General features: G+C 59.4%; 20 protein-coding genes. 14 read left to right on the top strand and 6 right to left on the bottom strand.

Annotated elements, in window-relative coordinates; genetic code table 11:
• The first annotated feature begins 3 nt into the window (after positions 1-3).
• Positions 4-870, top strand: coding sequence for a glutathione-dependent disulfide-bond oxidoreductase (gene yghU / locus AACL53_RS01370; protein ID WP_339081709.1), 867 nt, complete (start codon positions 4-6; stop codon positions 868-870).
• Here the strand turns inward: yghU and AACL53_RS01365 are convergent, their stop codons facing one another.
• Positions 871-1,548 carry an alpha/beta hydrolase gene (locus AACL53_RS01365; protein WP_339081707.1) on the bottom strand — a complete coding sequence of 226 codons (678 nt, stop codon included), beginning with the start codon at positions 1,546-1,548 and terminating at the stop codon, positions 871-873.
• Positions 1,549-1,661: 113 nt separating this feature from the next.
• Here AACL53_RS01365 and AACL53_RS01360 point away from each other — a divergent pair, with 113 nt between their 5' ends.
• The 5 genes from AACL53_RS01360 (at position 1,662) to AACL53_RS01340 (ending at position 6,701) form a co-directional block, all read left to right on the top strand.
• Entirely contained in the window at positions 1,662-2,444 is a 783-nt protein-coding gene (locus AACL53_RS01360; protein WP_339081705.1) for a cobalamin-binding protein, read from the top strand.
• A gap of 144 nt (positions 2,445-2,588) precedes the next feature.
• Positions 2,589-3,026: a hypothetical protein gene (locus AACL53_RS01355; protein ID WP_339081703.1), complete on the top strand. Its 438-nt coding sequence runs from the start codon at positions 2,589-2,591 to the stop codon at positions 3,024-3,026.
• Between the two features lie 726 nt (positions 3,027-3,752).
• Entirely contained in the window at positions 3,753-4,031 is a 279-nt protein-coding gene (locus tag AACL53_RS01350; protein WP_339081701.1) for a hypothetical protein, read from the top strand.
• Positions 4,032-4,170: 139 nt separating this feature from the next.
• Positions 4,171-5,166 carry an aldo/keto reductase gene (locus AACL53_RS01345; RefSeq protein ID WP_339081699.1) on the top strand — a complete coding sequence of 332 codons (996 nt, stop codon included), beginning with the start codon at positions 4,171-4,173 and terminating at the stop codon, positions 5,164-5,166.
• A 71-nt stretch (positions 5,167-5,237) separates the two neighbouring features.
• Positions 5,238-6,701, top strand: a complete 1,464-nt coding sequence (locus tag AACL53_RS01340) for an MFS transporter (protein WP_339081697.1) — start codon at positions 5,238-5,240, stop codon at positions 6,699-6,701.
• Positions 6,702-6,704: 3 nt separating this feature from the next.
• Here AACL53_RS01340 and AACL53_RS01335 read toward each other — a convergent pair whose 3' ends face one another.
• From AACL53_RS01335 to ssuD, 3 genes are read right to left on the bottom strand one after another with little or no spacing between them, the layout of a single operon-like run.
• On the bottom strand, positions 6,705-7,493 hold the full coding sequence (locus AACL53_RS01335; protein WP_339081695.1) for an ATP-binding cassette domain-containing protein: 789 nt from the start codon (positions 7,491-7,493) through the stop codon (positions 6,705-6,707).
• A gap of 28 nt (positions 7,494-7,521) precedes the next feature.
• Positions 7,522-8,322: an aliphatic sulfonate ABC transporter permease SsuC gene (gene ssuC / locus AACL53_RS01330; RefSeq protein WP_339081693.1), complete on the bottom strand. Its 801-nt coding sequence runs from the start codon at positions 8,320-8,322 to the stop codon at positions 7,522-7,524.
• Positions 8,319-9,497, bottom strand: a complete 1,179-nt coding sequence (gene ssuD / locus AACL53_RS01325; protein WP_339081691.1) for an FMNH2-dependent alkanesulfonate monooxygenase — start codon at positions 9,495-9,497, stop codon at positions 8,319-8,321. The genes ssuC and ssuD overlap by 4 nt, the downstream gene beginning before the upstream one ends.
• A 250-nt stretch (positions 9,498-9,747) precedes the next feature.
• Here ssuD and AACL53_RS01320 point away from each other — a divergent pair, with 250 nt between their 5' ends.
• Positions 9,748-10,725 (top strand): aliphatic sulfonate ABC transporter substrate-binding protein, encoded by a 978-nt coding sequence (locus AACL53_RS01320; RefSeq protein ID WP_339081689.1) that lies wholly within the window; start codon positions 9,748-9,750, stop codon positions 10,723-10,725.
• Between the two features lie 38 nt (positions 10,726-10,763).
• Here the strand turns inward: AACL53_RS01320 and AACL53_RS01315 are convergent, their stop codons facing one another.
• Together AACL53_RS01315 and AACL53_RS01310 are read right to left on the bottom strand one after the other, a co-directional pair.
• Entirely contained in the window at positions 10,764-12,380 is a 1,617-nt protein-coding gene (locus tag AACL53_RS01315) for a DHA2 family efflux MFS transporter permease subunit (RefSeq protein ID WP_339081687.1), read from the bottom strand.
• 38 nt (positions 12,381-12,418) lie between these two features.
• Positions 12,419-13,645 carry an HlyD family secretion protein gene (locus tag AACL53_RS01310; RefSeq protein WP_339081685.1) on the bottom strand — a complete coding sequence of 409 codons (1,227 nt, stop codon included), beginning with the start codon at positions 13,643-13,645 and terminating at the stop codon, positions 12,419-12,421.
• A gap of 115 nt (positions 13,646-13,760) precedes the next feature.
• Between AACL53_RS01310 and AACL53_RS01305 the strand changes: the two genes are divergently transcribed.
• From AACL53_RS01305 to raiA, 7 genes are all read left to right on the top strand, one after another.
• Positions 13,761-14,408, top strand: coding sequence for a TetR/AcrR family transcriptional regulator (locus tag AACL53_RS01305; protein WP_339081683.1), 648 nt, complete (start codon positions 13,761-13,763; stop codon positions 14,406-14,408).
• Positions 14,409-14,579: 171 nt separating this feature from the next.
• Positions 14,580-15,722, top strand: a complete 1,143-nt coding sequence (locus tag AACL53_RS01300) for an HlyD family secretion protein (protein WP_339081681.1) — start codon at positions 14,580-14,582, stop codon at positions 15,720-15,722.
• A 199-nt stretch (positions 15,723-15,921) separates the two neighbouring features.
• Positions 15,922-16,542, top strand: a complete 621-nt coding sequence (locus tag AACL53_RS01295) for a ribonuclease D (protein WP_339086852.1) — start codon at positions 15,922-15,924, stop codon at positions 16,540-16,542.
• 84 nt (positions 16,543-16,626) lie between these two features.
• Positions 16,627-18,573, top strand: coding sequence for an LPS export ABC transporter periplasmic protein LptC (lptC, locus tag AACL53_RS01290; protein ID WP_339081679.1), 1,947 nt, complete (start codon positions 16,627-16,629; stop codon positions 18,571-18,573).
• A gap of 66 nt (positions 18,574-18,639) precedes the next feature.
• Positions 18,640-19,500, top strand: a complete 861-nt coding sequence (gene lptB / locus AACL53_RS01285; RefSeq protein ID WP_339081676.1) for an LPS export ABC transporter ATP-binding protein — start codon at positions 18,640-18,642, stop codon at positions 19,498-19,500.
• A gap of 46 nt (positions 19,501-19,546) precedes the next feature.
• Positions 19,547-21,076 (top strand): RNA polymerase factor sigma-54, encoded by a 1,530-nt coding sequence (rpoN, locus tag AACL53_RS01280; protein WP_339081674.1) that lies wholly within the window; start codon positions 19,547-19,549, stop codon positions 21,074-21,076.
• Between the two features lie 223 nt (positions 21,077-21,299).
• Positions 21,300-21,920 (top strand): ribosome hibernation-promoting factor, HPF/YfiA family, encoded by a 621-nt coding sequence (gene raiA / locus AACL53_RS01275; RefSeq protein ID WP_339081672.1) that lies wholly within the window; start codon positions 21,300-21,302, stop codon positions 21,918-21,920.
• Positions 21,921-21,966 lie beyond the last annotated feature (46 nt).

The following is a 21,966-nucleotide window of genomic DNA, read 5'->3' as shown; positions in this document are numbered from 1 at the left end:
GATATGACGGAATACACGCCGCCCAAGATCTGGGTCTGGAACAAGCCGAGCGGCGGTCAATTCGCCAGCATAAATCGCCCTATTTCAGGTTCGACGCACGACAAGGATTTGCCGGTCGGCCGCCATCCGCTTCAGCTCTATTCGCTAGCCACGCCCAACGGCGTGAAGGTCACGATCATGCTCGAAGAGCTGCTGGCGCTCGGGCACAGCGGCGCGGAGTACGATGCTTGGCTGATCAATATCAACGATGGCGATCAGTTCGGCAGTGGCTTCGTAGCAGTGAACCCCAACTCTAAAATTCCGGCCATGATGGATCGCAGCGGACCGGAACCGGTGCGCATCTTCGAGTCTGGCGCGATCCTGTTGTATCTCGCCGAGAAGTTCGGCGCCTTCCTGCCTACCGAGGTTCCCGCACGTGCCGAATGCCTCTCCTGGCTGTTCTGGCAGATGGGAAGCGCACCATATCTCGGTGGCGGTTTCGGCCACTTCTACAGCTACGCGCCGACGAAGATCGAATACGCCATCGATCGTTTTGCGATGGAGGTGAAGCGCCAGCTCGACGTACTCGACCACCGCTTGGCCAATAACGCATATGTTGCGGGCAACGAGTATACGATCGCCGATATGGCAATCTGGCCTTGGTACGGCGCGCTGGTACAGGGCACACTTTACGGAGCGGCCGAGTTCCTCTCGGTCAACGAATATAAGAACGTCCGTCGCTGGGCTGACGCCGTCCGCCAACGGCCCGCGGTGCAACGTGGGCGAATGGTAAACCGCATCTCGGGCGATCCCGCCAGCCAATTGCATGAACGCCACGACGCGGCCGATTTCGAGACGAAGACACAGGACAAGTTGCTCGCTGGCAGTTAGTCACGACGAGCCGCGCTCAGTCAGCCACGCATTGAGATCCTGCATTTCGCGATCGCCGATCTCGTGGTGCATGCGCTCGTAGGAATGAAATGCATTGGGAACGCCGAGCCGACCGAGCGCTTCATGAGCGCGCCTTGCGCTGGCGAACGGAACGCGCTCGTCAGCCGTTCCATGGCCGATGAAAAACGACTCGTGCGTCCAATCCGCTTTTGGTGAAAGCTTGCGCTCGTCGAAGGCGTAGAGGGAGCCGCTGAGCACAGCCGCGCCGCGAAACCTGCCGGGCGCGCGCAGGACTGCATGGTAGACCATCACCGCACCCTGACTGAATCCCGCTAGAAAAACCCTCTGAGGGTCGGCGTGGAACCGGTTGACTGCAGTTTCAACAAGCTTGGCGATGACATCGCGACTGAGCCTGATGTCGGCCTCGGTCGAAGCTCCCTTGCGATACCATCGGTAGCCGCTCGCCCGATCTCCAAATGGCGCGCGCGGCGATACGACGACAAAGCCTTCCGGCAATTGCGGCCAGAGACCGATCATATCGGTCTCATCGGCGCCGCTTCCGTGAAGCAAGACGATCAGCGGCGGATGGGCAGATGGCTTCGCCGGCTCGTGAAAGAGATAGGTCAGCTCGTTATCCGCGGCTCGCACGTACGTGGCAGCGACAGGCCAAAATGTCATAAGCAAAAACAGGCAACACCATTTGGCCGCCCGGCCAGACTTAGACCCATTACACTTAGACTCGCTATGATGCCTCATCGCTCCCCGCGTCGACCACACTGGGTATAAATCACATGCGCCACTTTCCCGCCCGCCGGCTTGTCTGCCTCACCGAAGAGACGGTCGAAACACTGTATTTGCTCGGAGAAGAGCACCGGATCGTCGGCGTCTCCGGATACGCGGTTCGCCCGCCGCAAGTTCGGCGCGAGAAGCCGCGCGTGTCGGCCTTTACCTCGGCGGATATTCCAAAAATCGAAGCCCTGAAGCCTGATCTTGTTCTCGCGTTCTCGGATATTCAAGCGTCGATCGCGGCGGATCTCACGCGCGCTGGCCTCGCCGTTCATGTTTTCAACCAACGTGACCTGGCCGGCATCTTCGCAATGATACGGACGCTTGGGGCGCTGATCGGCTGCAACGAAAAAGCCGATGCACTGGCCCGCTCGTTCCAAGAACGCCTCGACACTGTCCGGCGCGAAACGCAAACGCTAGCCCGCCGTCCGCGCGTCTATTTCGAGGAATGGGACGAGCCGATGATAACCGGCCTGTGCTGGGTTTCCGAGTTGATCGAGATTGCGGGCGGCGATGATATTTTTCCCGAGAAGCGCAGCGAACCCGCCGCCAAAGATCGCATCGTGTCCGCCGCGGACGTGGCACATCGATCGCCCGAGATCATTCTCGCCTCCTGGTGCGGCAAAAAGGTGAGACCGGAGAAAATTCGCGCACGGGACGGCTGGCAAGACATACCGGCGGTTGTCGAAAACAAAATCTACGAGATCAAGTCGCCGCTCATTTTGCAACCGGGTCCCGCTGCTCTGACCGATGGCCTCGACGCCATCCGCGCCGCGATCAGCGCTTGATCGCTCCGTCTTTGGCCGACGCAAACAACTGCGCGATCTTCGCTAAGGCGATTTTTAGCACGACCTGGGAACACCGGTAGCCGCAGGGAGTATTCTGCTAGGCTATCGAGTGGGGGCACGATGCCAGAGGTTGTTGGCTGTGCCATGTCAAATCGGTTTTACGCGTCGCTGTTTTATATCGTTCTGATCGTGGCCAGCTCCTGGACCGTCGTGACAGTCGGAGAAGCTCTTGCCCGTGAAGCACTGACAAAGTTGGCGCGGGCTCCCTCATCGGAGCAACGGCCGACGCGGGTAAATGTTGTATTGGCTTCGCAGAAGGCGATTGTCTCCCGGTCACAAGCCAGGGACGTGATCGTGCCGAAAGCGCCTTCGATTGCGTTCGGCGAGCTGGCGAAAGGTCTCGACGAGGCCGAACAGAACAACAAGCAGTTTAAAACGATGGGTGTCGTCGTACGGCCGCGGGTGGCGGGCTGGGTCAAACGGATTCCTAGACGCGCAATACCGGAAGACCAGCCGAGACGGGCTGCATCGGAAGATTCCTCGGGCCGTATCATCGTCCGGTCGCTGCGCGCAGAAATGTAGTCGCAAAGACGCTGAAAATGAGTGGTGGGCACCCGGCGGGGGGAAGAGGGGGTGGCCGAGTGCCCACGCTCAAGACCTCAATCCGGGGGGAGGATATGAGGTACACGTACGATACCAGAAATCCGACAGCGAGAAGTTAACGGCCGCGCTCTTTTGCGAATGATATCTGCTTGAGTCTCACGGCATCTAAGAGATGAACCGAGTGTTTCGCGACAACCCACGAGACTTGTTCCACCTTTCAATGGTCCACGCCGCCGCGGCTTGTGCTGCGCGATAGACTACTGATCGGCTCACCGGGTCCATCCGCCGGAAAACGCTCGTTCTTATGTCGCGCTGCGTTATCACTTCTCTGCCGCGATGAGAGCGCCTGCTCCCAAGCGCGCGCCAGCGCATAAAGAATTACGATCCCGAAGGCGTACACGCTCGCAATGAAAAAGATGACGGGAGTTGCGTCGCCAGACACGGATGCCTCCATTTCGCTTTCCCGCTACTTGGGATCTCGGCATATCCAGACAAGGTGCCCAAAGTCGATGGCTGACGTGCAATTGTCGTCTCAATACGACCGAGCGCTACACCTTTTCCCGGAATTCGCCGTCCATTGAACCTATCTGCCGAATTGATCGGCAGATACGGCGCATTTTGTCTAAATTGTCGTCAAGGCTTCTTATTGCCCTGATGTAAAATCCGAATGCATTCACCGATTCGGGTTCCAAAAGGACGGCCGGCGTGACTCTCGTCATCGTCTTCATCGGCGCCATTTGTTATTACTATTTCGGTGCCATCGGCGCTGTTCTCGGCGCTTTGGTCATCACCTCCTCGCTTTCCAAATCCAGAGCCAATGTCCTTCTCCCATTGCTCGTGATTATCGGCTTGTCATGGGCAGCCGGCGAAGTCGTCGCGAGCCACACCGGAGCCGTTGCAGGCGTCACATTGGCAACCGCTTTGGCGCTGTGGCTCGACGGCGGTAAAAAAATCCGCCCGCAGCAGGCTATCGACAAGCGTTGACGAGCCGCCTGCTTTATTACTGACTTCATTATCGCCGTTTTGATCGGCGCCCCTGCCGGTTGCGCCGGCCAGATTTAATTCCACATGACGAATCTTCAATCCGCACGCTTCCTGATGCATTCACTCCCGCGAGGTATTTATGGAATACGTCAAACTCGGTCACACTGGTCTCGAAGTGTCCCGCATCTGCCTGGGCTGCATGAGCTACGGGCAATCCGACGCAGGCGTCATGAAATGGACCTGGACCTTGAGTGAGGAGGACAGCCGCCCCTACATCAAATCGGCGTTGGAACACGGCATAAATTTCTTCGATACCGCGAACGTCTATTCCCACGGCGAGAGCGAGCGCGTGCTCGGGCGCGCCCTTCGCGATTTCGCCAAGCGTGAGGATGTCGTTATCGCCACCAAAGTCTATTCCCCCATGCGGTCTGGACCGAACGGCAAGGGCCTCTCGCGCAAGGCGATCTTTTCCGAGATCGACGACAGCCTGACGCGCCTCGGCACCGACTACGTCGACCTCTACATCATCCACCGCTACGATTATGAAACGCCGCTGGAGGAAACGCTCGAAGCACTGGACGAAGTCGTACGCTCCGGCAAGGCGCTCTATCTTGGCGCGTCCTCGATGCACTCCTGGCAGTTCATGAAAGCCATCGGTCTGCAGCGCGCTAACGGGTGGGCGCAGTTCATATCGATGCAAAATTATTACAACCTGCTCTATCGCGAGGAAGAACGCGATATGCTGCCGCTCTGCCTTTCCGAGGGTATCGGCGTCACGCCCTGGTCGCCGTTGGCACGCGGACGCCTCGCTCGACCCTGGCAAGATGAACCACAGACAGAGCGCGCGAAAGCCGATCCGTTCGCCCAACGGCTCTACGAAAAAACGCGGAAGATCGACAAGCCTGTCGTCGACCGCGTGATGGACGTCGCAAAAAAGCGCGGCATCTCAGCGGCTCAGGTCGCACTCGCCTGGATGCTGACGAAACCTGTGGTGACGTCTCCCATCATCGGCGCGACCAAGCCCCATCAGCTCGAGGACGCGATAAAAGCCGTATCAGTCAAGCTGACGCCCGAAGACATCAACTATCTCGAAGAACCGTATGAGCCTCACGGTCCTTCTGAAGCTTTCGTCTAAACCGTCATTCCGATTTGAACCGCTACTGGGCTCGCGCGTTTCCCTCCGAAGCGAGCGAGCCCTGCGGTTCCATGCAAAAGCCGGTTGCAAGCGAGAAGGTGGAAGGCGGGACTGTCGTCGAAACGACGATACCCTCACGCCTCGATCGCTTGCCGTTCGGGCGCTTTCACGTCCTCGTCATCGTGGCGCTCGGCATAACCTGGATTCTCGATGGGCTGGAGGTCACCCTCGTCAGCGCCATTGCCGGAGCCTTGAAGAACAGCCCCACGCTTCAGTTTACCAATACCGACGTCGGCATAACGAATAGCTCTTACCTCGCCGGCGCCGTGCTTGGCGGATTGTTTTTCGGCTGGCTGACAGACAGGCTTGGACGCAAGAAGCTCTTCTTCATCACGCTGACGACGTACATGCTCGCAACGATCGCGACCGCATTCTCGTGGAACCTCGTGAGCTTTTCGCTATTCCGCTTTCTGACTGGCGCCGGCATCGGCGGCGAGTACACAGCCGTAAATTCGACGATCCAGGAACTGGTGCCCGCGCGGTATCGAGGCTGGACCGATCTCAGCATCAACGGCAGTTTCTGGATCGGCGCGGCGCTCGGCGCCCTGGGCTCTGTCGTCCTGCTCGATACCGCGCTTCTACCGGCGGACATCGGCTGGCGATTGACCTTCCTGATCGGCGGTGGATTGAGCGTATTCATCTTCCTGTTGCGCTTATGGATCCCCGAGAGCCCGCGGTGGCTCATCACGCATGGCCATGCAAAAAAAGCTGACAAGATCGTGGACGGAATAGAAGCGAAATTCGAGAACGACAACCAGGTTCTCGACAATGATGCGCTCAAAACGACACGCCTCAAAACGCGCAGTCATACGCCGCTCATCGAAGTCGCGACGTCGATCCTGAAAACGCACCTCGATCGCGCGATCGTGGGATTTTCCCTGATGACCGCGCAAGCCTATTTTTACAACGCGATCTTCTTCACCTACGCGCTCGTTCTTTCGTCGTTCTACGGCGTCGCAACCGACAAAATTGGTTGGTATCTTCTCCCCTTTGCTGCCGGAAACTTCCTCGGACCGCTGCTGCTTGGACGGCTCTTCGATATTTGGGGACGCCGGCCGATGCTCATCATGACGTATAGCGTCGCCGGCGTGCTGCTCGCCCTCACCGGATATTTGTTTGCGGCCAATCTCGTTTCGGATTCGATGCTCACGTTCGCCTGGGTGATCGTATTCTTCTTCGGTTCGGCAGCATCGAGTGCAGCCTACCTCACGGTCAGCGAATCGTTCCCACTCGAAGTCCGCGCGCTCGCCATTTCGCTTTTCTATGCCGTCGGAACCGGCATCGGCGGCGTCATCGGCCCCGCTTTCCTCGGCCACCTTATCGATACCGGATCACGCAATAGCGTGTTCGTCGGCTACCTCATCGGCGCGGGATTGATGTTGTTGGCGGCAGGCGTCGCCGCGTTCAAAGCAGTCGCCGCTGAAGGCAAGCCGCTCGAACAAGTTGCGCGCCCTCTGTCTCTCGCCGACGAGTAGCCTTCACACCTCGGCGAGAATCTTGGCCTGCAAAGCGGCAAGATGTGGATCGGCGCGATGGCGCGGCCTCTCCGCAGCAACGTCGACGTCAAATGTGAGACGGCCATCCCTGATGACGATGACGCGATCCGCTAACGCCACGGCTTCGGCAACATCGTGGGTGATGAGAAGCGTCGTAAATTTGCGCTGAAGCCAGAGCCTTTCCAAGAGCCCGTGCATTTCCACCCGCGTCATCGCATCGAGCGCTCCGAAGGGTTCATCGAGAAGCAGCACACTCGGACGGCCGACAAGCACACGCGCCAATGCCACGCGCTGGCGCTGTCCTCCCGAGAGCACGGCCGGCCATTCGTTGAGGCGATCTGCAAGCCCGACGTCGCGAAGCGCCTCGATGGCCGCTTCCCGCCAGCAAGGTACACGCGCGATCCCGACGTTGCTCAACACGCTGTGCCAAGGCAGCAGGCGCGCGTCTTGAAACAAAAGCCGCACCGAACTCTGCAAGCCGTTGACGGGTTCGCCATCGATGACGACGCGTCCCTCTTCCGGCTGATCGAGACCGACGATCAGACGCATGAGCGTCGATTTACCGACGCCCGAACGCCCGACGATCGCGACGAACTGCCCTGCGGGAACATCGAGACTGAGCCCGTCGAGAACTTTTCGCGGCCCGAACGAACGCTTTAGCCCCTCGAGCTTCAGCGGCTTGCCGAGCGGCGTCGGCTGCGTTTCGCGCGCGACGGACACGGCGTCGTCAGCGCTGACGAGATCGCGGCGTGGGTCAATTCTCTTCAACATTGCTGCAATTACCTGATGCGATTTGGTTCTAAGCTGAGGCGGAGCCGGACCCGTGATAGGCGGGATGCCACGCGAGAACACGGTGCTCGATCAGCTTCGTCGCGAAATCGGCAGCCTTGCCGAGAAGCGCGTAGACGAGGATGCCGAGCACGACGACATCGGTCTGCAGGAATTCCCGCGCGTTCATCGTCATGTATCCGATGCCCGATGATGCGGAGATCGTTTCCGCAACGATGAGCGTCAGCCACATGATGCCGAGCGCGTAGCGCAGCCCGACGAGAACCGAAGGCATTGCGCCCGGCAAAACCACGCGCCAGAAAATCGCGAAAGGACCGAGCCCGTTGACCTTCGCCATCTCGACGAGCCCGCGGTCGACGGTGCGTATCCCATGAAACGTGTTGAGGTAGATCGGGAACAGGGTCCCGACAGCAACCAGGAATATTTTCGCCGTCTCATCGATGCCGAACCATAGGATCACCATCGGAATAATGGCGAGATGCGGCACGTTCCGCAGCATCTGTAATCCGGAATCGAACAGCTTTTCAGCAGGCCGCGATACGCCGTTGAGAACCCCGAGAATAAATCCAAGGCTGCCGCCGACCGCGAGCCCCACGATGGCGCGATTGAAGCTGACCATCACATGATGCGCGAGCGCGCCGCTCTTCGCGTTCTCCCAGAACGCAACCGCCACTTGGCTCGGCGCAGGAAGTACGCGCTGCTCGATCAGGCCTGCTCGCGTAAAGACCTCCCATAAAACGAGCACCGACAACGGCAACAGCCACGGCGTCAGACGATCGACGATACTCTCAGTCCGCGAAATACGGCTCATGACTGACCTCGCTGCCGCTCTTCGGGAAGAATGGAATTCGCAATCGTCTCGCCGATCGGCCCACCGGCGTTTTCCCGTCGCCGCTGGCCGCGAGCGCCATCGGCTAATGGCAAAAGAGGGAAAACGAGTTCGGCGAAACGATACGACTCTTCGAGATGCGGATAGCCCGAGAAAATGAAGGTATCGATTCCGACCCGCATATACTCCTTGATGCGTTCGGCCACGGTCTCTGCATCGCCGACGAGCGCAGTTCCCGCGCCGCCCCTCACAAGGCCCACTCCTGCCCAAAGATTGGGACTGACCTCCAGCTTGTCGCGGCTGCCGCTGTGCAGCGCCAGCATGCGCTTTTGCCCGACGGAATCCATTCTCTCGAATGTCTTTTGCGCAGCCGTGACCGTCTTCTCGTCGAGGTGCTTCAAGAGATCGCTTGCGGCGCGCCAGGCCTCTTCGTTCGTTTCTCGCACGATGACGTGCAGACGAATGCCGAAGGAAAGTTTGCGCCCCCGCGCAGCTGCTGCAGCCTGCGCCACCTGAACTTTCTTGGCGACCTCTCCGGGCGGCTCGCCCCACGTCAAATACTTGTCGACGGTCTCGGCCGCCACCGCGATCCCCGCGTCCGACGAACCGCCGAAATAGAGAGGCGGGTGCGGAGCTTGAATAGGTTGAAAGAGCAGACGGCCATCCTCGACCTTGATATGCCGGCCCTCGTAATCGACGCGCTCGCCCGCAAGAAGCGCCTTGTAGACGTCGAGAAATTCCTTGGTCACTTCGTAGCGTTCGTCATGCGACAGAAACACGCCGTCGCCTTTGTTCTCGACCGGATCACCACCAGTCACGACGTTGATGAGCAGCCGCCCATCTGAAATGCGATCGAGCGTCGCTGTCATTCGGGCCGCGACCGCCGGCGAAAGAAGTCCCGGCCTTACAGCGACGAGAAAGCGAAGCCGCGTCGTCTGCGGCAACAGTGCCGACGCAATCACCCAGGAGTCTTCACAGCTTCGTCCCGTGGGCAGAAGCACGCCGAAATACCCGAGCCGGTCGGAAGCTTCCGCGATCTGCTTCAAATAACTGAGATCGACACGGCGGCCGCCGACAGACGACCCCAGATAATGTCCATCGCCATGCGTCGGCAGAAACCAAAGGACATTCGCTCGTTCTGCGGCTTCAATCGTCACAGTCAATTTCCCCGCCGTTATGGGTTGGATGTGAAGCGTCGCGCGATGGCAGATTTTCTCTGCCACCGCCGGATCGACAACACGTTCCGTTTTATTGGACGAGCGTGAGCAGCATCACAAACAACAAAAACCGATTTGCTTTTCGGATTTTTATATTGGCGTCCGCGGCGCGGGCGTCGCGATAGTTCCACGGAAGCCACATCGCGGCCGCAGCAAGATCGCGGCGACGAAAAATCGGGGGTAAATTCCTATGAACCGACGCCACTTCTCAAACCGCCTTGCCGTCCTTGCACTCACGCTCACTGCCGCAATAAGCGGCACTGCGAGCGCAGATGCGCCGAAAACGGTGCGCATCGGATTTCAAAAGTCGTCGACGCTCATCAATGTACTCAAAGCCAACGGCGAGTTGGAAAAGGCGTTGTCGGAAGTTGGAGTCTCCGTGACGTGGTCCGAATTTCCGAGCGGCCTGCCGTTGCTCGAGGCGCTGAACGTCGGCGCCATCGACGTATCGGGAGACGTCGCCGATACCGTTCCGATTTTCGCGCAGGCCGCGGGCGCTAAACTGACCTACCTCGCCAGCGAAGCGCCTTCACCCTCGGCGCAAGCATTGATCGTCAAGTCGACATCCCCGATCAAATCCGTCGCCGAACTCAAGGGTAAGAAAATCGCCGTCGCCAAAGCATCGGGTAGCCATTACCTGCTCATCGCCGCGCTTGCGCACGCAGGCTTGAAATTCAATGACATCGAACCCGCTTACTTGACACCCGCCGATGGCCGCGCCGCCTTCGAGAAGGGCGCCGTCGATGCCTGGGCGACATGGGACCCGTTCGTGGCCGCCGTCCAAAAGCAATCCGACGTCCGTGTACTGGCTGATGGCAAGGGCATCGCTGACTATCAGCGCTATTACCTTGCATCTTCCGCTTTCGCCGCCCAACGGCCCGACGTCCTCAATCTCGTGTTCGCGAAACTCAAAGAGACCGGCGAGTGGGTAAAGAAAAATCCGGAAGCCGCCGCTCAACTTCTGGCCCCGGTCTGGGGCCTCGACTCGGAAATCGTCAGCGTCGCAAATGCACGCCGCAGCTATGACGTTCAGCCCGTTGGCTCCGAGAACTTGGCCGACGAGCAGAAGATCGCCGACGCATTCTTTGCCGAGGGCGTTCTTCCGAAACAGATCAAAGCCAGCGACGCCGAGATCTGGGCTCCGGCCAAAAAGGCGGCAGCGAATTAATTCGCCTCCGCCCGACTGGCTCGGTCACGCTTATAAAATCAATGTGCCGCAGAGGCGCCACCGCTGGGTGTCGCCTTTCGCGCAAAGAGGAGCGCGACCGCAGCGACCGCTAGCATGATCGCGATCACCGCGAACGTATCGCTGAATCCCATGACGAGGGCCTGGCGCTTGACGGTCTTGCCAAGCGCGACAATCGCCTGGTGCCGCGCTGCAGCGGCATCCGAAACACCATGCGCCATGAAATAGTTCGTCATCTCTTCGATCCGCTGACGAACCTCGTCACGATAGACATTTACGGATTGACCGATGATGTTCGAGTGAAACTGCTCGCGCTTCGTGATGATGGTTTCGAGCGCGGCAGTCCCGACGGCACCGGCCAAATTCCGGAGCATATTGAAGAGACCCGAAGCGTTGGCTGCATCCTTCGGCGCAATACCCGAGGTCGCGATTGCGGTCAGCGGCGTCAGGATGAGAGCCTGTCCGACGGCACGCACGATGTTGGGCACGAAGAACTGGTCGCCGGAATAATCGAGCGACATATTGACGTTCATGAAACAGCTCAGCGCAAAAAGCGCGATGCCCGCGACGCCGATGTAGCGAATGTCGAAAATCTTCATCAGCCGCGGCACGAAGGGGATGATGAGAAGCTGCGGCAAACCGGTCCACGCGAGCACGTTCCCGATCTGCTCGGCGTTATAACCCTGCACCTGCCCGAGATACTGCGGCAGAACATAAACCGTGCCGAACAGCGCGAAGCCGACGAGCATGTTCGCAACGGTGCCGATGCCGAAATTTCTGTCTTTCAGCAGCCTGAGATCGACGAGCGGCTTTTCAACCTTGAGCTCGATCCACACGAAGGCGACCAGAAACAACACCGCGATAACCGCAAGCTTCACGATGAATGGCGAACCGAACCAATCATCCTTGTTTCCCTCTTCGAGCAGCGTCTGAAGCGCAGAAAGACCGATCGCCATCGTGAAGATGCCAGCCCAATCGCCCTCCTTGAGAAGACCAAGCTGCAGCTTGTCTTTCTCGAGCGTGAACCACAGCGCGACGATCATGATCGCACTTGGAACGACGTTGATGAAAAAGATTTTCTGCCAGCCGTAGTTCTCGGTCAGATACCCGCCAATCGTCGGACCGATGGCCGGAGCAAACGTGACGGCAATTGCGAACAGCGCTAGCCCAACTGGTTGCTGAGACTTCGGCAGCTTCGTCACGACCATCGTGAACGCCATCGGGATTAGCACGCCGCCCGCAAAGCCCTGCAATCCACGCATCGCGATCATCGTGCCGAGGTCATGCGCGAACGCGCACGCCATCGAGAAGACGGCGAAAAAGAATGTGCTGACGATCATGTAGCGGCGAAACCCGAAGACGCGGCTGAAATAGCCCGTCAGCGGGATGACCACGATTTCACCGATCAGATATGACGTCGAGATCCACGCGCCGTTGTCGGCGCCCGTTCCGATCCCGCCCTCGATATCAAGAAGAGACGCGTTGGTGATCTGGATGTTCAGGATCGACATGAAGGCGCCGATCATGCCGGCAACGACGGCGATCCAAGTCGTCAAGCTTGCTTTGTCGACTGAGCCGGCGCCGGCCGCGGTGGGAAAATCCGCGGCCGGTATTGCTGTTTGATCCGCGCTTGCCATCGCTGCTTGCTCCAACTCAAGGCGCTAGGCCCTTGCCATCACTTGGCTGCGAGAGAAGTGCCGGATTTGCTCTGCTGCTTGGTTTCGATGGTCGGGTAGACCGACATCCCCGGACGAAGTTCTCCGGCGAGCGGGTTTCCGGGATCGAGCGTGATCTTCACCGGAATGCGTTGGACGATCTTCGTGAAGTTGCCCGTCGCATTGTCCGGCGGCAAAAGCGCGAACTGCTGACCGCTCGCAGGTGCAAGGCTGTCAACGTGCGCCGGTATCTCCACGCCCGGGAACATATCGACTTCGACGTTCACCGCCTGGCCGGGACGAACATCCGCGAGCTGCGTTTCCTTGAAGTTGGCGACGATGTACGCGGAAGCAGTCGGCACGACAGCCATCAACTGCGTTCCTGCCTGAACGTACTGACCGACGCGCAACGTGCGGTTTCCAACCGCGCCGTCGACGGGCGAGAGAATGTTCGTGTAGGAAAGGTTCAACTCGGCCTGTCGCTGCACGGCTTCGTCACGCGCCTGCGTTGCCTGCGCCTGCGCAAGTTCTGCTTTCAGAATATCGGTCTGTTTGATTGCATTCGCGAGCGAAGCGCTATCGCGCGCGACCGATGCACGAGCAGCAGCAATACGAGACGTAGCCTGCTGCGCATTCTGGACGCTGCCGTAGCCCGTGGTGGCGAGGTGCGTGAAACGCTGATTGTCCTGCTCGGCGAACGTTTCGTTCGCGCGATCGACGTCGATCGTCGCCTTCGCGCTTTCGATGATCGACTGCTGCGCATCGAGCGACGCCTGCTTGTTCGCGACGGCCGCCTTGGCGCCGAGAACGTCGGCCTTCGCCTGATCGAGAGCGACCTTGAAGTCGCGATCGTCGATCCGCGCCAGCACCTGTCCGGCCTTCACAGTCTCGTTGTCGCCAACGAGGACATCCGACAGGTAGCCGGAAACCTTCGGTGCAATGGTCGTGTTGTCGGCCTGAACGTAAGCGTCGTCCGTCGATACCTGGAAACGCCAAACCGACCAGTACTCCGAGCCGAGGTATGCGGCAGCTCCAAGGACCAGGAGGCTCGCACCAGCCAGAAGCGGCCAGCGGGACCTTTTGGGAGGCGCAGACGTGACAGGTCGCTGCGGCTCTGCCGCCTCGGCGCCGGGAGCCGGTGCCTTCAGCTCTGCCGACAGGTGCTGCCCGGACGACGGGACAAACGAGACTGTCTCGGCCCCGGTAAGCGGTCTGTCCGCGATCATGGCATTGGAATGATGGCCCATTGGGGCTGCTCCTCAATACGCTGCAGTCAGGCCGGGGTCGCGGCCATTAGGAAACTTGATATTTTCCAAAATAGGCACTATAAAATGGAAGTCAACAGGAATTTGGAAAATAGTCATGGGACAAAATGCAGTGGCCCCGAAACGCAGCCGGGGCCGCCCTCAAATCCGGCCCGACGAGGAGACGATCCACCTCCTGATCGAAGCCGCGGCTGCTGAGTTTCACGACAAAGGCTATGCAGCAACGACGATGGGGAACGTGGCCCAGCGCGCCGGAATTTCGACCAAGACCATGTACCGGCTCATCCCGGCCAAGGCGGATCTTTTCCAGAAGGTCATCGCCGACCGGACCGGGCGCTTCATGCTCAAAGTCGACCCCTCGGAACTCGACCGCTACGAGCTCATCGACGCCGTCGAGCATTTCCTCATCGCTTTCGGCACCCTGGCACTCGACAGCGAAACGATCGCCATGCTCCGGCTGGTCATCAGCGAGAGAGATCGCTGCCCCGAGCTTGCCGCGACCTTTAATGACGTCGCCGTGGCGCAGACCACGAAAGCCATGACGCAGTGGCTCGAACGTCAGCGCGACCGCGGATTGCTAAAATTTGATGATACTGTCGCGACGGTCAGCGCATTGCGCGGAATGATGGTGATGGATTTGCAGCGCACCGCAATGATCGGTCTGAGCCCGCCTCCCTCGCCCGAAGAGATCAAGAGTCGAGCCCGCATCTGCGCCAAGCTCTTCCTCGACGGTTGTCGCGCCTAAGTGGTCGCGCCCGATAGGCAAAAGATCAGACGCACACGGAACTTCGGCACAACCTGGAAGTAACAAGCTTTCGTCCGGCTTTGAGATCGCCTCCCTCCCTGCGGCGAGTTGGTTCGAACGGATTGCGCAGCCCCGCGGTAGCGCTTCTTCGACGAAGACCAGGAGAAAGTCATGACCGATGGCCCGCGAGGAGAGCAACGACCCGCTGGCTCCGGCGCCATACTGAGCATCCTCGCCGTCGCATGCGCAGGATTTCTGGCATGGCAGTTGATTGGAAGCGATGGTCGCTGGACGCGCCCCGCCCACAGTGAAACCACGAATGACGCACTCCAAACGACGGAGGACGCCTTCATTGCAGGTGACGTCACGCCGCTCTCAGCCAAGGTCTCGGGCCTCATCAAGTCGGTTCCGGTCAAGGACTTCCAACCGGTGAAAAAGGGCGATCTCGTCGCCGAAATCGATCCGTCGGACTATGACGCAGCACTCGCGCAAGCCCAGGCGAACGTCGTCTCGGCGAAGGCGAACCTCGCCAATCTTGCAAATCAAAAGGCAGCCCAGCGAAGCCTCGTACGTCAGGCGCAAGCGGGAATAGACGCAGCGCAAGCAGATCTCGAGCGTTTCAATCTCGAAGAGAAGCGACAGCGCGAGCTGTTGAAATCCAGCGACATCGGGACGACCCAGCGCGTCGAGCAGGCGGTGAACAGCGCGAAACGTAGCTCCGCTCAAATGGTGTTGAGCAGTGCCCAGCTCGATCAGCAGAAGACAATCCTCGCAAGCCTCGACACTGTGCAGGTACAGCTCGAAGCGCAGGTGCGCGCGGCCGAGGCTGTGGCGACCGGTGCCCAGAACAACCTGAACAGCACGCGCATTTTATCGCCGGCCGACGGCATCGTCGGTCAGCGCCAGGTTCGGCCGGGTCAATTCGTGAGTGTCGGATCGCCCGTGATCACCGTCGTTTCCCTGCCGGACATCTGGGTCATTGCCAATCTCAAGGAAACGCAAATGACGAACGTCCGCAGTGGCCAGCCCGCGCGCATCACTGTGGATGCATTTCCGGATTTGAAAGTGACGGGTCACGTCGAGAGTTGGGCGCCGGGAACCGGCAAGATCTTCGCACCACAAGCTCCGGATACCGCGACGGGGAATCTCACGAAGGTCGTCCAGCGCGTGCCCGTAAAGATCGCTCTCGATCAAAATCCGGCATTCGGCACGCTGGTCCGGCCAGGCATGTCGGTCAAAGCCACGATCGATACGGAAGGCGCGCCAAACGCCACGGCAGCAACATTCGACCCGCCCGCGACCTCCACCAGATGAGCGAAGTGAATGGGCTTCATGCCCGGAAAAACGCGCCTCCTTGCTATCGGCGGCGGCCGAATGCTACAGACCTATTTCGCTTTGAGTCCTAGAGCGTAACAACATCAATCATTTAGCCTCCGGCAAGATGACTTAGGCGAGGCTCGTGGCATCGCGACGAGCTATCTCGGCTGCGGCGGCGACCGACGGACGTATGAACATGACCGCGCCCAAGACGAAGCTCCACAAAGGTGATTTGCCCGCCGGCCTCACGTTTCCGAACGGCGTCGCGATCGACACCGAAACGCTCGGGCTGAACCCCCATCGCGATCGCCTGTGCCTCGTGCAGCTTTCGAGCGGTGACGGCACGGCTCATCTCGTGAAATTCGACGGCAAGGACTATAGCGCCCCGCGCCTCAAAGCCCTTCTGACCGATCCAAAAGTTCTGAAGATTTTTCATTTCGCGCGCTTCGATATCGCCGTGCTCGAGCAATACCTCGGAGTTGCAACGGCACCCATCTACTGCACCAAGATCGCCTCGAAGCTTTCCCGCACCTACACCGACCGGCACGGATTGAAGGATCTCGTCGGCGAACTTCTCGGAATAGAACTTTCGAAGCAGCAGCAAAGCAGCGACTGGGGCGCGTCAGAACTTTCCGATAGCCAAAAGGCATACGCGGCGAACGACGTGCTGCATCTTCACGCGGTCAAGACGAAGCTCGATATGATGCTCGCGAGAGAAGGGCGGGAAGGCTTCGCCAGCGAAGCTTTCAAGTTCCTTCCGACCCGCGCCCGCCTCGACCTCGCCGGATTCGAGGAAGACGACATTTTCGCACACTGAACCCGGTCGCGGCTGGGCTCGGAGCATAAGGTCCCAAAGTCTCCCCAATTACCGGCGAGATTAGCGGGCCTTAGGGGGAATTAAATGGCCAGCGCGGCTGTCACCACGGATAACTCTGCTACAGCCGGTGGGCATTCCCGCTCGTCAGGCCACAGCATCGTCATTGCCGGCGATCGCACGCAAAGCAGACAGGCAGCTCATCGCCATTCAAGACGCGTGCGAGTGCTGAAGATTGCGCTTCCGGCCGCGGCAGTCGTAACGGCCGTAATCGCCACGGCGAACATCCTTGGCAACGCCGGCATAAGTCCGTCGATCCCGCCGCTCGAAATTCCGCAAATCGTTGCCGACAATCTCAAGATGCACAACCCGCACTATCAGGGCTTCAACGCCGATGGTGGCAAATACTGGGTGAAGGCGGAAACGGCGCAGCAAGATCTCAAGACGCTGACCGCCATTCATCTGCAAGGCATCACCGGCGAACTGCTGGATGCCAAAAAGCAGAAGACTTATCTCGTCGCGAGCCGCGGACTGTTCGACAACAACTCGAACGTGCTCGAGCTTTATGATTCGATCGACGTGAAAGGCGATGGCGGCCTGAACGCCAAGCTGACGCGGGCGACCGTCAAGACGAAAGAAAACATCATCACGTCCGATCAGCCGTCGACCATAATAATGGGCGCCGGGACGATCACATCCAATCAGCTGACCATCCGCCAGAAGGCAAAAGAATATACCTTCGTCGACAACGTGCGCACGCACATGAAGCCGAAGGAAGCTCCCGCCGGCTCAGACGATCAAAGCGCGCAACAGTCGCTTCCCTTCGGCAAGCCCGGCGAACCCGTCGACGTCACGTCGAACCGGCTCGACATCGACGACGTCAAGAAAACGGCTTTCTACACCGGCAAAGTCGTCGCGACCCAAGCCGGAGCGACGATGACCGCGCCGGAAATGACCGTCACGTACGAAGGTGCGGTCGCGCCGGAAGGCGGCAACTCGGCTCAAGCCGCGCCGGATGGGGACGCCGATCGCGGAACGAAGGTGAAGCAAATCCTCGCCACGGATACCGTGGTGCTGAAACAGCCGAACGGCGAAACGGCAACCAGTCACACGGCGCTCTTCGATACGATCTCGAACACCGCCGTTCTCGAAGGCGACGTCGTGCTGACCCAGGGCGACGACAAGAAAGCCGTCGGTGATCGCGTCGATTACGATCAGAAGGCGCAGACCATGGTTCTGACCGGCCCCGTCGTCGTGACGCAGGGAGCGAACGTGTTGCGAGGCCGCCGGCTGACTTACCATCGCACGACGAGCAAGATGCAACTGTCGTCGCCGGCTGATGTCTCGTCCGGCATCAGCGCAGGACGCATTACCGCGCATTTCGTCAGGGCATCGGCGAAGGGGTCCCCACAACAGACGGATGACGATCAGGACCAGAGCGGCGACGGAATTTCATTCGGCGCCGCGTTCAAGACCGATTCAAACTCGCCTTACGATGTCGTATCCGACAAGCTCGACGTCGATGACGTAGCCAAGACGGCATTGTTCACCGGCAACGTTTCCGCCGTGCAGGGAAACATATCGATGCGGTCACAGGAGCTGACGGCTTTCTACACCGGTAACGCCGGCATCGGTGCGACCGGCGACAATGCTGCCGGCGGTGCCGCCGCTTCTTTGACGCACCTGACCGCCAAGAAGAAGGTCGTGGTTACCGCAAAAGATGGGCAGACAGCGACTGGCGACTGGGCTGAAGTCGACGTTAAGAAAAATATCACGACGCTCGGCGGTGCGGTTGTGCTGACCCAAGGCAAGAATATCGTGAACGGGACGAGGCTGGTGATCGACATGAACACCGGCGAGGCGACCATCAAAACCGAGCCGACGGCAACGAGCGGAGCGCTGATGACGAGCCGCGACGGCGACAGCAAGGGCGAGGTCTTCAAGGCCGAACGTCCCAGCGCCGTCTTCTATCCGGGCCAATTGAAGAAATCGAAAATCCAGGCGGACAGCTGGCAGGTCCGTACGTCACCTTGACGTTGCGGCCGGCTTGGACACATTTCAAACCGCGGCGACAATGCACGAAGGGCTGCGAGGTATCGGGTGTTTAAGGCTTTACCAATTCGCCTGCGATCGAAGAAAGTTTCGACCGCGAACGGCGCGAGCGAACACACGAACGGCGTCAGCGCTAATCGCGCGGCTGTAGCCTCCGACGACCCGCACGCAATCGGCGCGGACGGTTGGCTGACCGCCTTCGATGTGAAGAAATCTTACCGCAAGCGGATGGTCGTCAAAGGCGTGAACCTGGCGGTCGGACGCGGCGAATCCGTCGGCCTGCTCGGTCCGAACGGCGCAGGCAAAACCACCGTCTTCTACATGATCACCGGCCTCGTCGCTGCCGACGAGGGCCGCATCACGATCGACGGCGAGGACGTGACCAAACTACCGATGTATCAGCGGGCCCGCCTTGGCGTCGGTTATCTTCCGCAGGAAGCATCGATCTTTCGCGGATTGACGGTCGAGCAGAACATCATGGCCGTCCTCGAGCTGATCGAGCCTAACCGGCAGGCGCGCAAAGAGCAGCTCGACAGCCTGCTAGAGGAATTTTCCATCACTCGGCTGAGAAAGTCGGCGGCGATGGCGCTCTCGGGCGGTGAACGGCGGCGCTGTGAAATTGCCCGCGCCCTCGCCTCTCGGCCGTCGTTCATGTTGCTGGACGAACCGTTCGCCGGTATCGACCCGATCGCCGTCGGCGACATCCAGCAACTGGTGCGCCACTTGACCGAACGCGGTATTGGTGTGTTGATCACCGACCATAACGTTCGTGAAACTTTAAGCCTAATTGATCGCGCTTATATTATTTACGATGGTCAAGTTCTGACACAGGGCAAGCCTTCTGAAATCATATCGAATGAAGACGTGCGGCGGGTCTACCTTGGCGATATGTTCGTTAACGCGCGATGAGTATAAGTGGCTCCGATTTTATCGAAACGGAGCAACGGATTAGCGCATGGCGCTTTCAGCAAAATTAGAGCTGAGACAAGGCCAGCAGCTGGTAATGACGCCGCAGCTGCAGCAGGCGATCCGTCTACTTCAGCTGTCCAATCTCGAACTGACCGAATTCGTCGACTCTGAGCTCGAACGCAATCCCCTGCTCGAGCGTGACGACCCCGCCAACGCCAAGCCGGCCGACGATGCTGTGCTTGAACGCGCAGAAGAACGCGCCGCCGACGACCGCTGGCTCGATCTTAGAGAGCCCGTTAGCGACCATACCGGCGGCCTTGATGTCGATTTCGGCAACGTCTTCCAGGAGCCGGGAACAGGCGAACCGGGCTCGTCTGCGGCGCCCCAGACGGGCATGAGCTGGGCCAACGTCTCCCAACGCATGCATAACGGCGGCGACGGCGATAACGACCTTGAGGATTACGTCGCCAATCAGGTTTCGCTCAGGGATCACTTGAGCGCTCAATTGCCGTTGACCGTTAACGATCCCGTCGAGCGGTTGATCGGCCAATACCTGATCGATCTCGTCGACGAAGCGGGCTACATCCCGGCAGACCTCGAGGCGCTCTCGCAGCGCCTTGGCGCACCGCTAGAATTAGTCGAAAGCGTACTAGGCAAACTGCAGACGTTCGATCCGCCCGGTATCTTCGCCCGGTCACTCGCCGAGTGCCTCGCGCTCCAGCTCAAAGAGCAAAATCGCTACGATCCATTGATGGCGCAGCTCCTGGCCAACCTCGATCTGCTTGCCAGCCGTAATATCCCAGCCCTGAAAAGGGCGATCGGCATCGATATGGACGAACTCGCCGATATGATCCGCGAGATCAAACGGCTCAACCCGAAACCCGGCCTCAAATTCGGTTCTGTCCAGCTTCAGCCGGTCGTGCCGGACGTCATCGTGCGCGCGGCCGCCGACGGCGGCTGGCACGTCGAACTGAATAGCGACACTCTGCCGCGCGTTCTGGTCAATCGCTCGTATTACACGCGCATCGCAAAAACGACGACCAACGAGCGCGACAAGGGCTATATCTTCGATTGTCTGCAGACGGCCAATTGGCTCGTGAAGAGCTTGGATCAGCGCGCGCGCACGATCCTCAAGGTCGCCGAGCAAATCGTGCGCCAGCAAGACAGCTTCTTCATGTACGGCGTCCAGTATCTGCGGCCGCTCAACCTGAAGGTCATCGCCGACGCCATCTCCATGCACGAGTCGACCGTCTCGCGCGTGACGTCGAACAAGTACATCGCGACGCCGAGGGGCATCTTCGAGCTAAAGTACTTCTTCACATCAGCCATCGCCTCGGCTGCCGACGGCGAAGCTCACTCGTCTGAATCGGTCCGTCACAGGATCAAGCAGCTGATCGACGCCGAAAGCGCCGACGATGTGCTCTCAGACGATCAGCTCGTCGACCGCTTGCGGGGCGAGGGCATCGAGATCGCGCGGCGGACGGTCGCAAAATATCGCGAGGCCATGCGCATTCCCTCGTCCGTGCAGCGCCGTCGCGACAAGAAACTCGTTGAACGTCTGGGCGACTTCGCGTGAAACGCGCGGCCTAACCCACTGAACATTCGAAATATTTCCGTAACATTCGAGTTCAAAGCGTGATTTGACAGGGCCCAGCGGGGAGCCTAACTCTTATTCATCAAGAGCCTGGGTTGGTGTCGGTCACACGCTCCCGAGGTCAAAGAAAGGCAGGTCGGAACCTCGGAGCAATACGCTCGGTAACGGCAAACTCAGCCTCGGTAAGTGCAGAACAGGCATTTTCATGACCCTCCAAATCACCGGTAAAAATCTCGAAATCGGCGACGCCTTCCAGACCTACGCTGGCGACAAAATTCGCGGTGTTCTCCAGAAATTTCTGGCGCGCGAAGTAGACGGCCACATCCGTTTGGAACGCGAGCGTGAAGTCTTCAAAACGTCTTGCACGGTCCATTTCTCGAGCGGTCTTCTGCTCGAAGCGCACGGCGAAGGCGGCGACGCCTATAGTGCCGTCGATGCCGCAGCCCACCGCCTGGAGACGCGCGTCCGGCGGTATAAGAGCCGCATTAAGCACCATACATCCCCCGCTGCTGCAGCGCGCCGCAGGGTCGACATCGAGGCGCGGGATTATGTAGTCAGCCTGAGCGATGAGGATGAGCCGGAGCAGGACGGCGCGAATCCGCTTATCATCGCCGAAGGCCAGCGGAACATCGGCCATATGACGGTGAGCGAAGCTGTATTGAAGCTCGACCTGTCGGAAGCGTCCTTCATGATTTTCAGGAACGCTGCCCACGGGGGATTAAACGTCGTTTATCGGCGTACTGACGGGCACATTGGGTGGATCGACGCCGATCTGCCTTTGGCGACGAAGGCGAACGGTGCCTTGCCGCCGGATCATGTAGATTGAGGGCGGTTTATTTATTTTAATCAATGCAGTGTGTATGCCGTACATA

Source organism: Hyphomicrobium sp. ghe19 (assembly GCF_902712875.1).
Taxonomy (GTDB): Bacteria; Pseudomonadota; Alphaproteobacteria; order Rhizobiales; family Hyphomicrobiaceae; genus Hyphomicrobium_B.
The sequence above is the reverse complement of the archived record's forward strand: the minus strand, read 5'-3'. Positions and strand labels throughout refer to the sequence as shown.

Bases quoted from the DNA above. Each gene is read 5' to 3' on its own strand.
- yghU (WP_339081709.1), top strand. From the start codon at position 4: ATGACGGAATACACGCCGCCCAAGATCTGGGTCTGGAACAAGCCGAGC.
- AACL53_RS01365 (WP_339081707.1), bottom strand. From the start codon at position 1,548: ATGACATTTTGGCCTGTCGCTGCCACGTACGTGCGAGCCGCGGATAAC.
- AACL53_RS01360 (WP_339081705.1), top strand. From the start codon at position 1,662: ATGCGCCACTTTCCCGCCCGCCGGCTTGTCTGCCTCACCGAAGAGACG.
- AACL53_RS01355 (WP_339081703.1), top strand. From the start codon at position 2,589: ATGTCAAATCGGTTTTACGCGTCGCTGTTTTATATCGTTCTGATCGTG.
- AACL53_RS01345 (WP_339081699.1), top strand. From the start codon at position 4,171: ATGGAATACGTCAAACTCGGTCACACTGGTCTCGAAGTGTCCCGCATC.
- AACL53_RS01340 (WP_339081697.1), top strand. From the start codon at position 5,238: ATGCAAAAGCCGGTTGCAAGCGAGAAGGTGGAAGGCGGGACTGTCGTC.
- AACL53_RS01335 (WP_339081695.1), bottom strand. From the start codon at position 7,493: ATGTTGAAGAGAATTGACCCACGCCGCGATCTCGTCAGCGCTGACGAC.
- ssuC (WP_339081693.1), bottom strand. From the start codon at position 8,322: ATGAGCCGTATTTCGCGGACTGAGAGTATCGTCGATCGTCTGACGCCG.
- AACL53_RS01320 (WP_339081689.1), top strand. From the start codon at position 9,748: ATGAACCGACGCCACTTCTCAAACCGCCTTGCCGTCCTTGCACTCACG.
- AACL53_RS01315 (WP_339081687.1), bottom strand. From the start codon at position 12,380: ATGGCAAGCGCGGATCAAACAGCAATACCGGCCGCGGATTTTCCCACC.
- AACL53_RS01310 (WP_339081685.1), bottom strand. From the start codon at position 13,645: ATGGGCCATCATTCCAATGCCATGATCGCGGACAGACCGCTTACCGGG.
- AACL53_RS01305 (WP_339081683.1), top strand. From the start codon at position 13,761: ATGGGACAAAATGCAGTGGCCCCGAAACGCAGCCGGGGCCGCCCTCAA.
- AACL53_RS01300 (WP_339081681.1), top strand. From the start codon at position 14,580: ATGACCGATGGCCCGCGAGGAGAGCAACGACCCGCTGGCTCCGGCGCC.
- AACL53_RS01295 (WP_339086852.1), top strand. From the start codon at position 15,922: ATGACCGCGCCCAAGACGAAGCTCCACAAAGGTGATTTGCCCGCCGGC.
- lptC (WP_339081679.1), top strand. From the start codon at position 16,627: ATGGCCAGCGCGGCTGTCACCACGGATAACTCTGCTACAGCCGGTGGG.
- rpoN (WP_339081674.1), top strand. From the start codon at position 19,547: ATGGCGCTTTCAGCAAAATTAGAGCTGAGACAAGGCCAGCAGCTGGTA.
- raiA (WP_339081672.1), top strand. From the start codon at position 21,300: ATGACCCTCCAAATCACCGGTAAAAATCTCGAAATCGGCGACGCCTTC.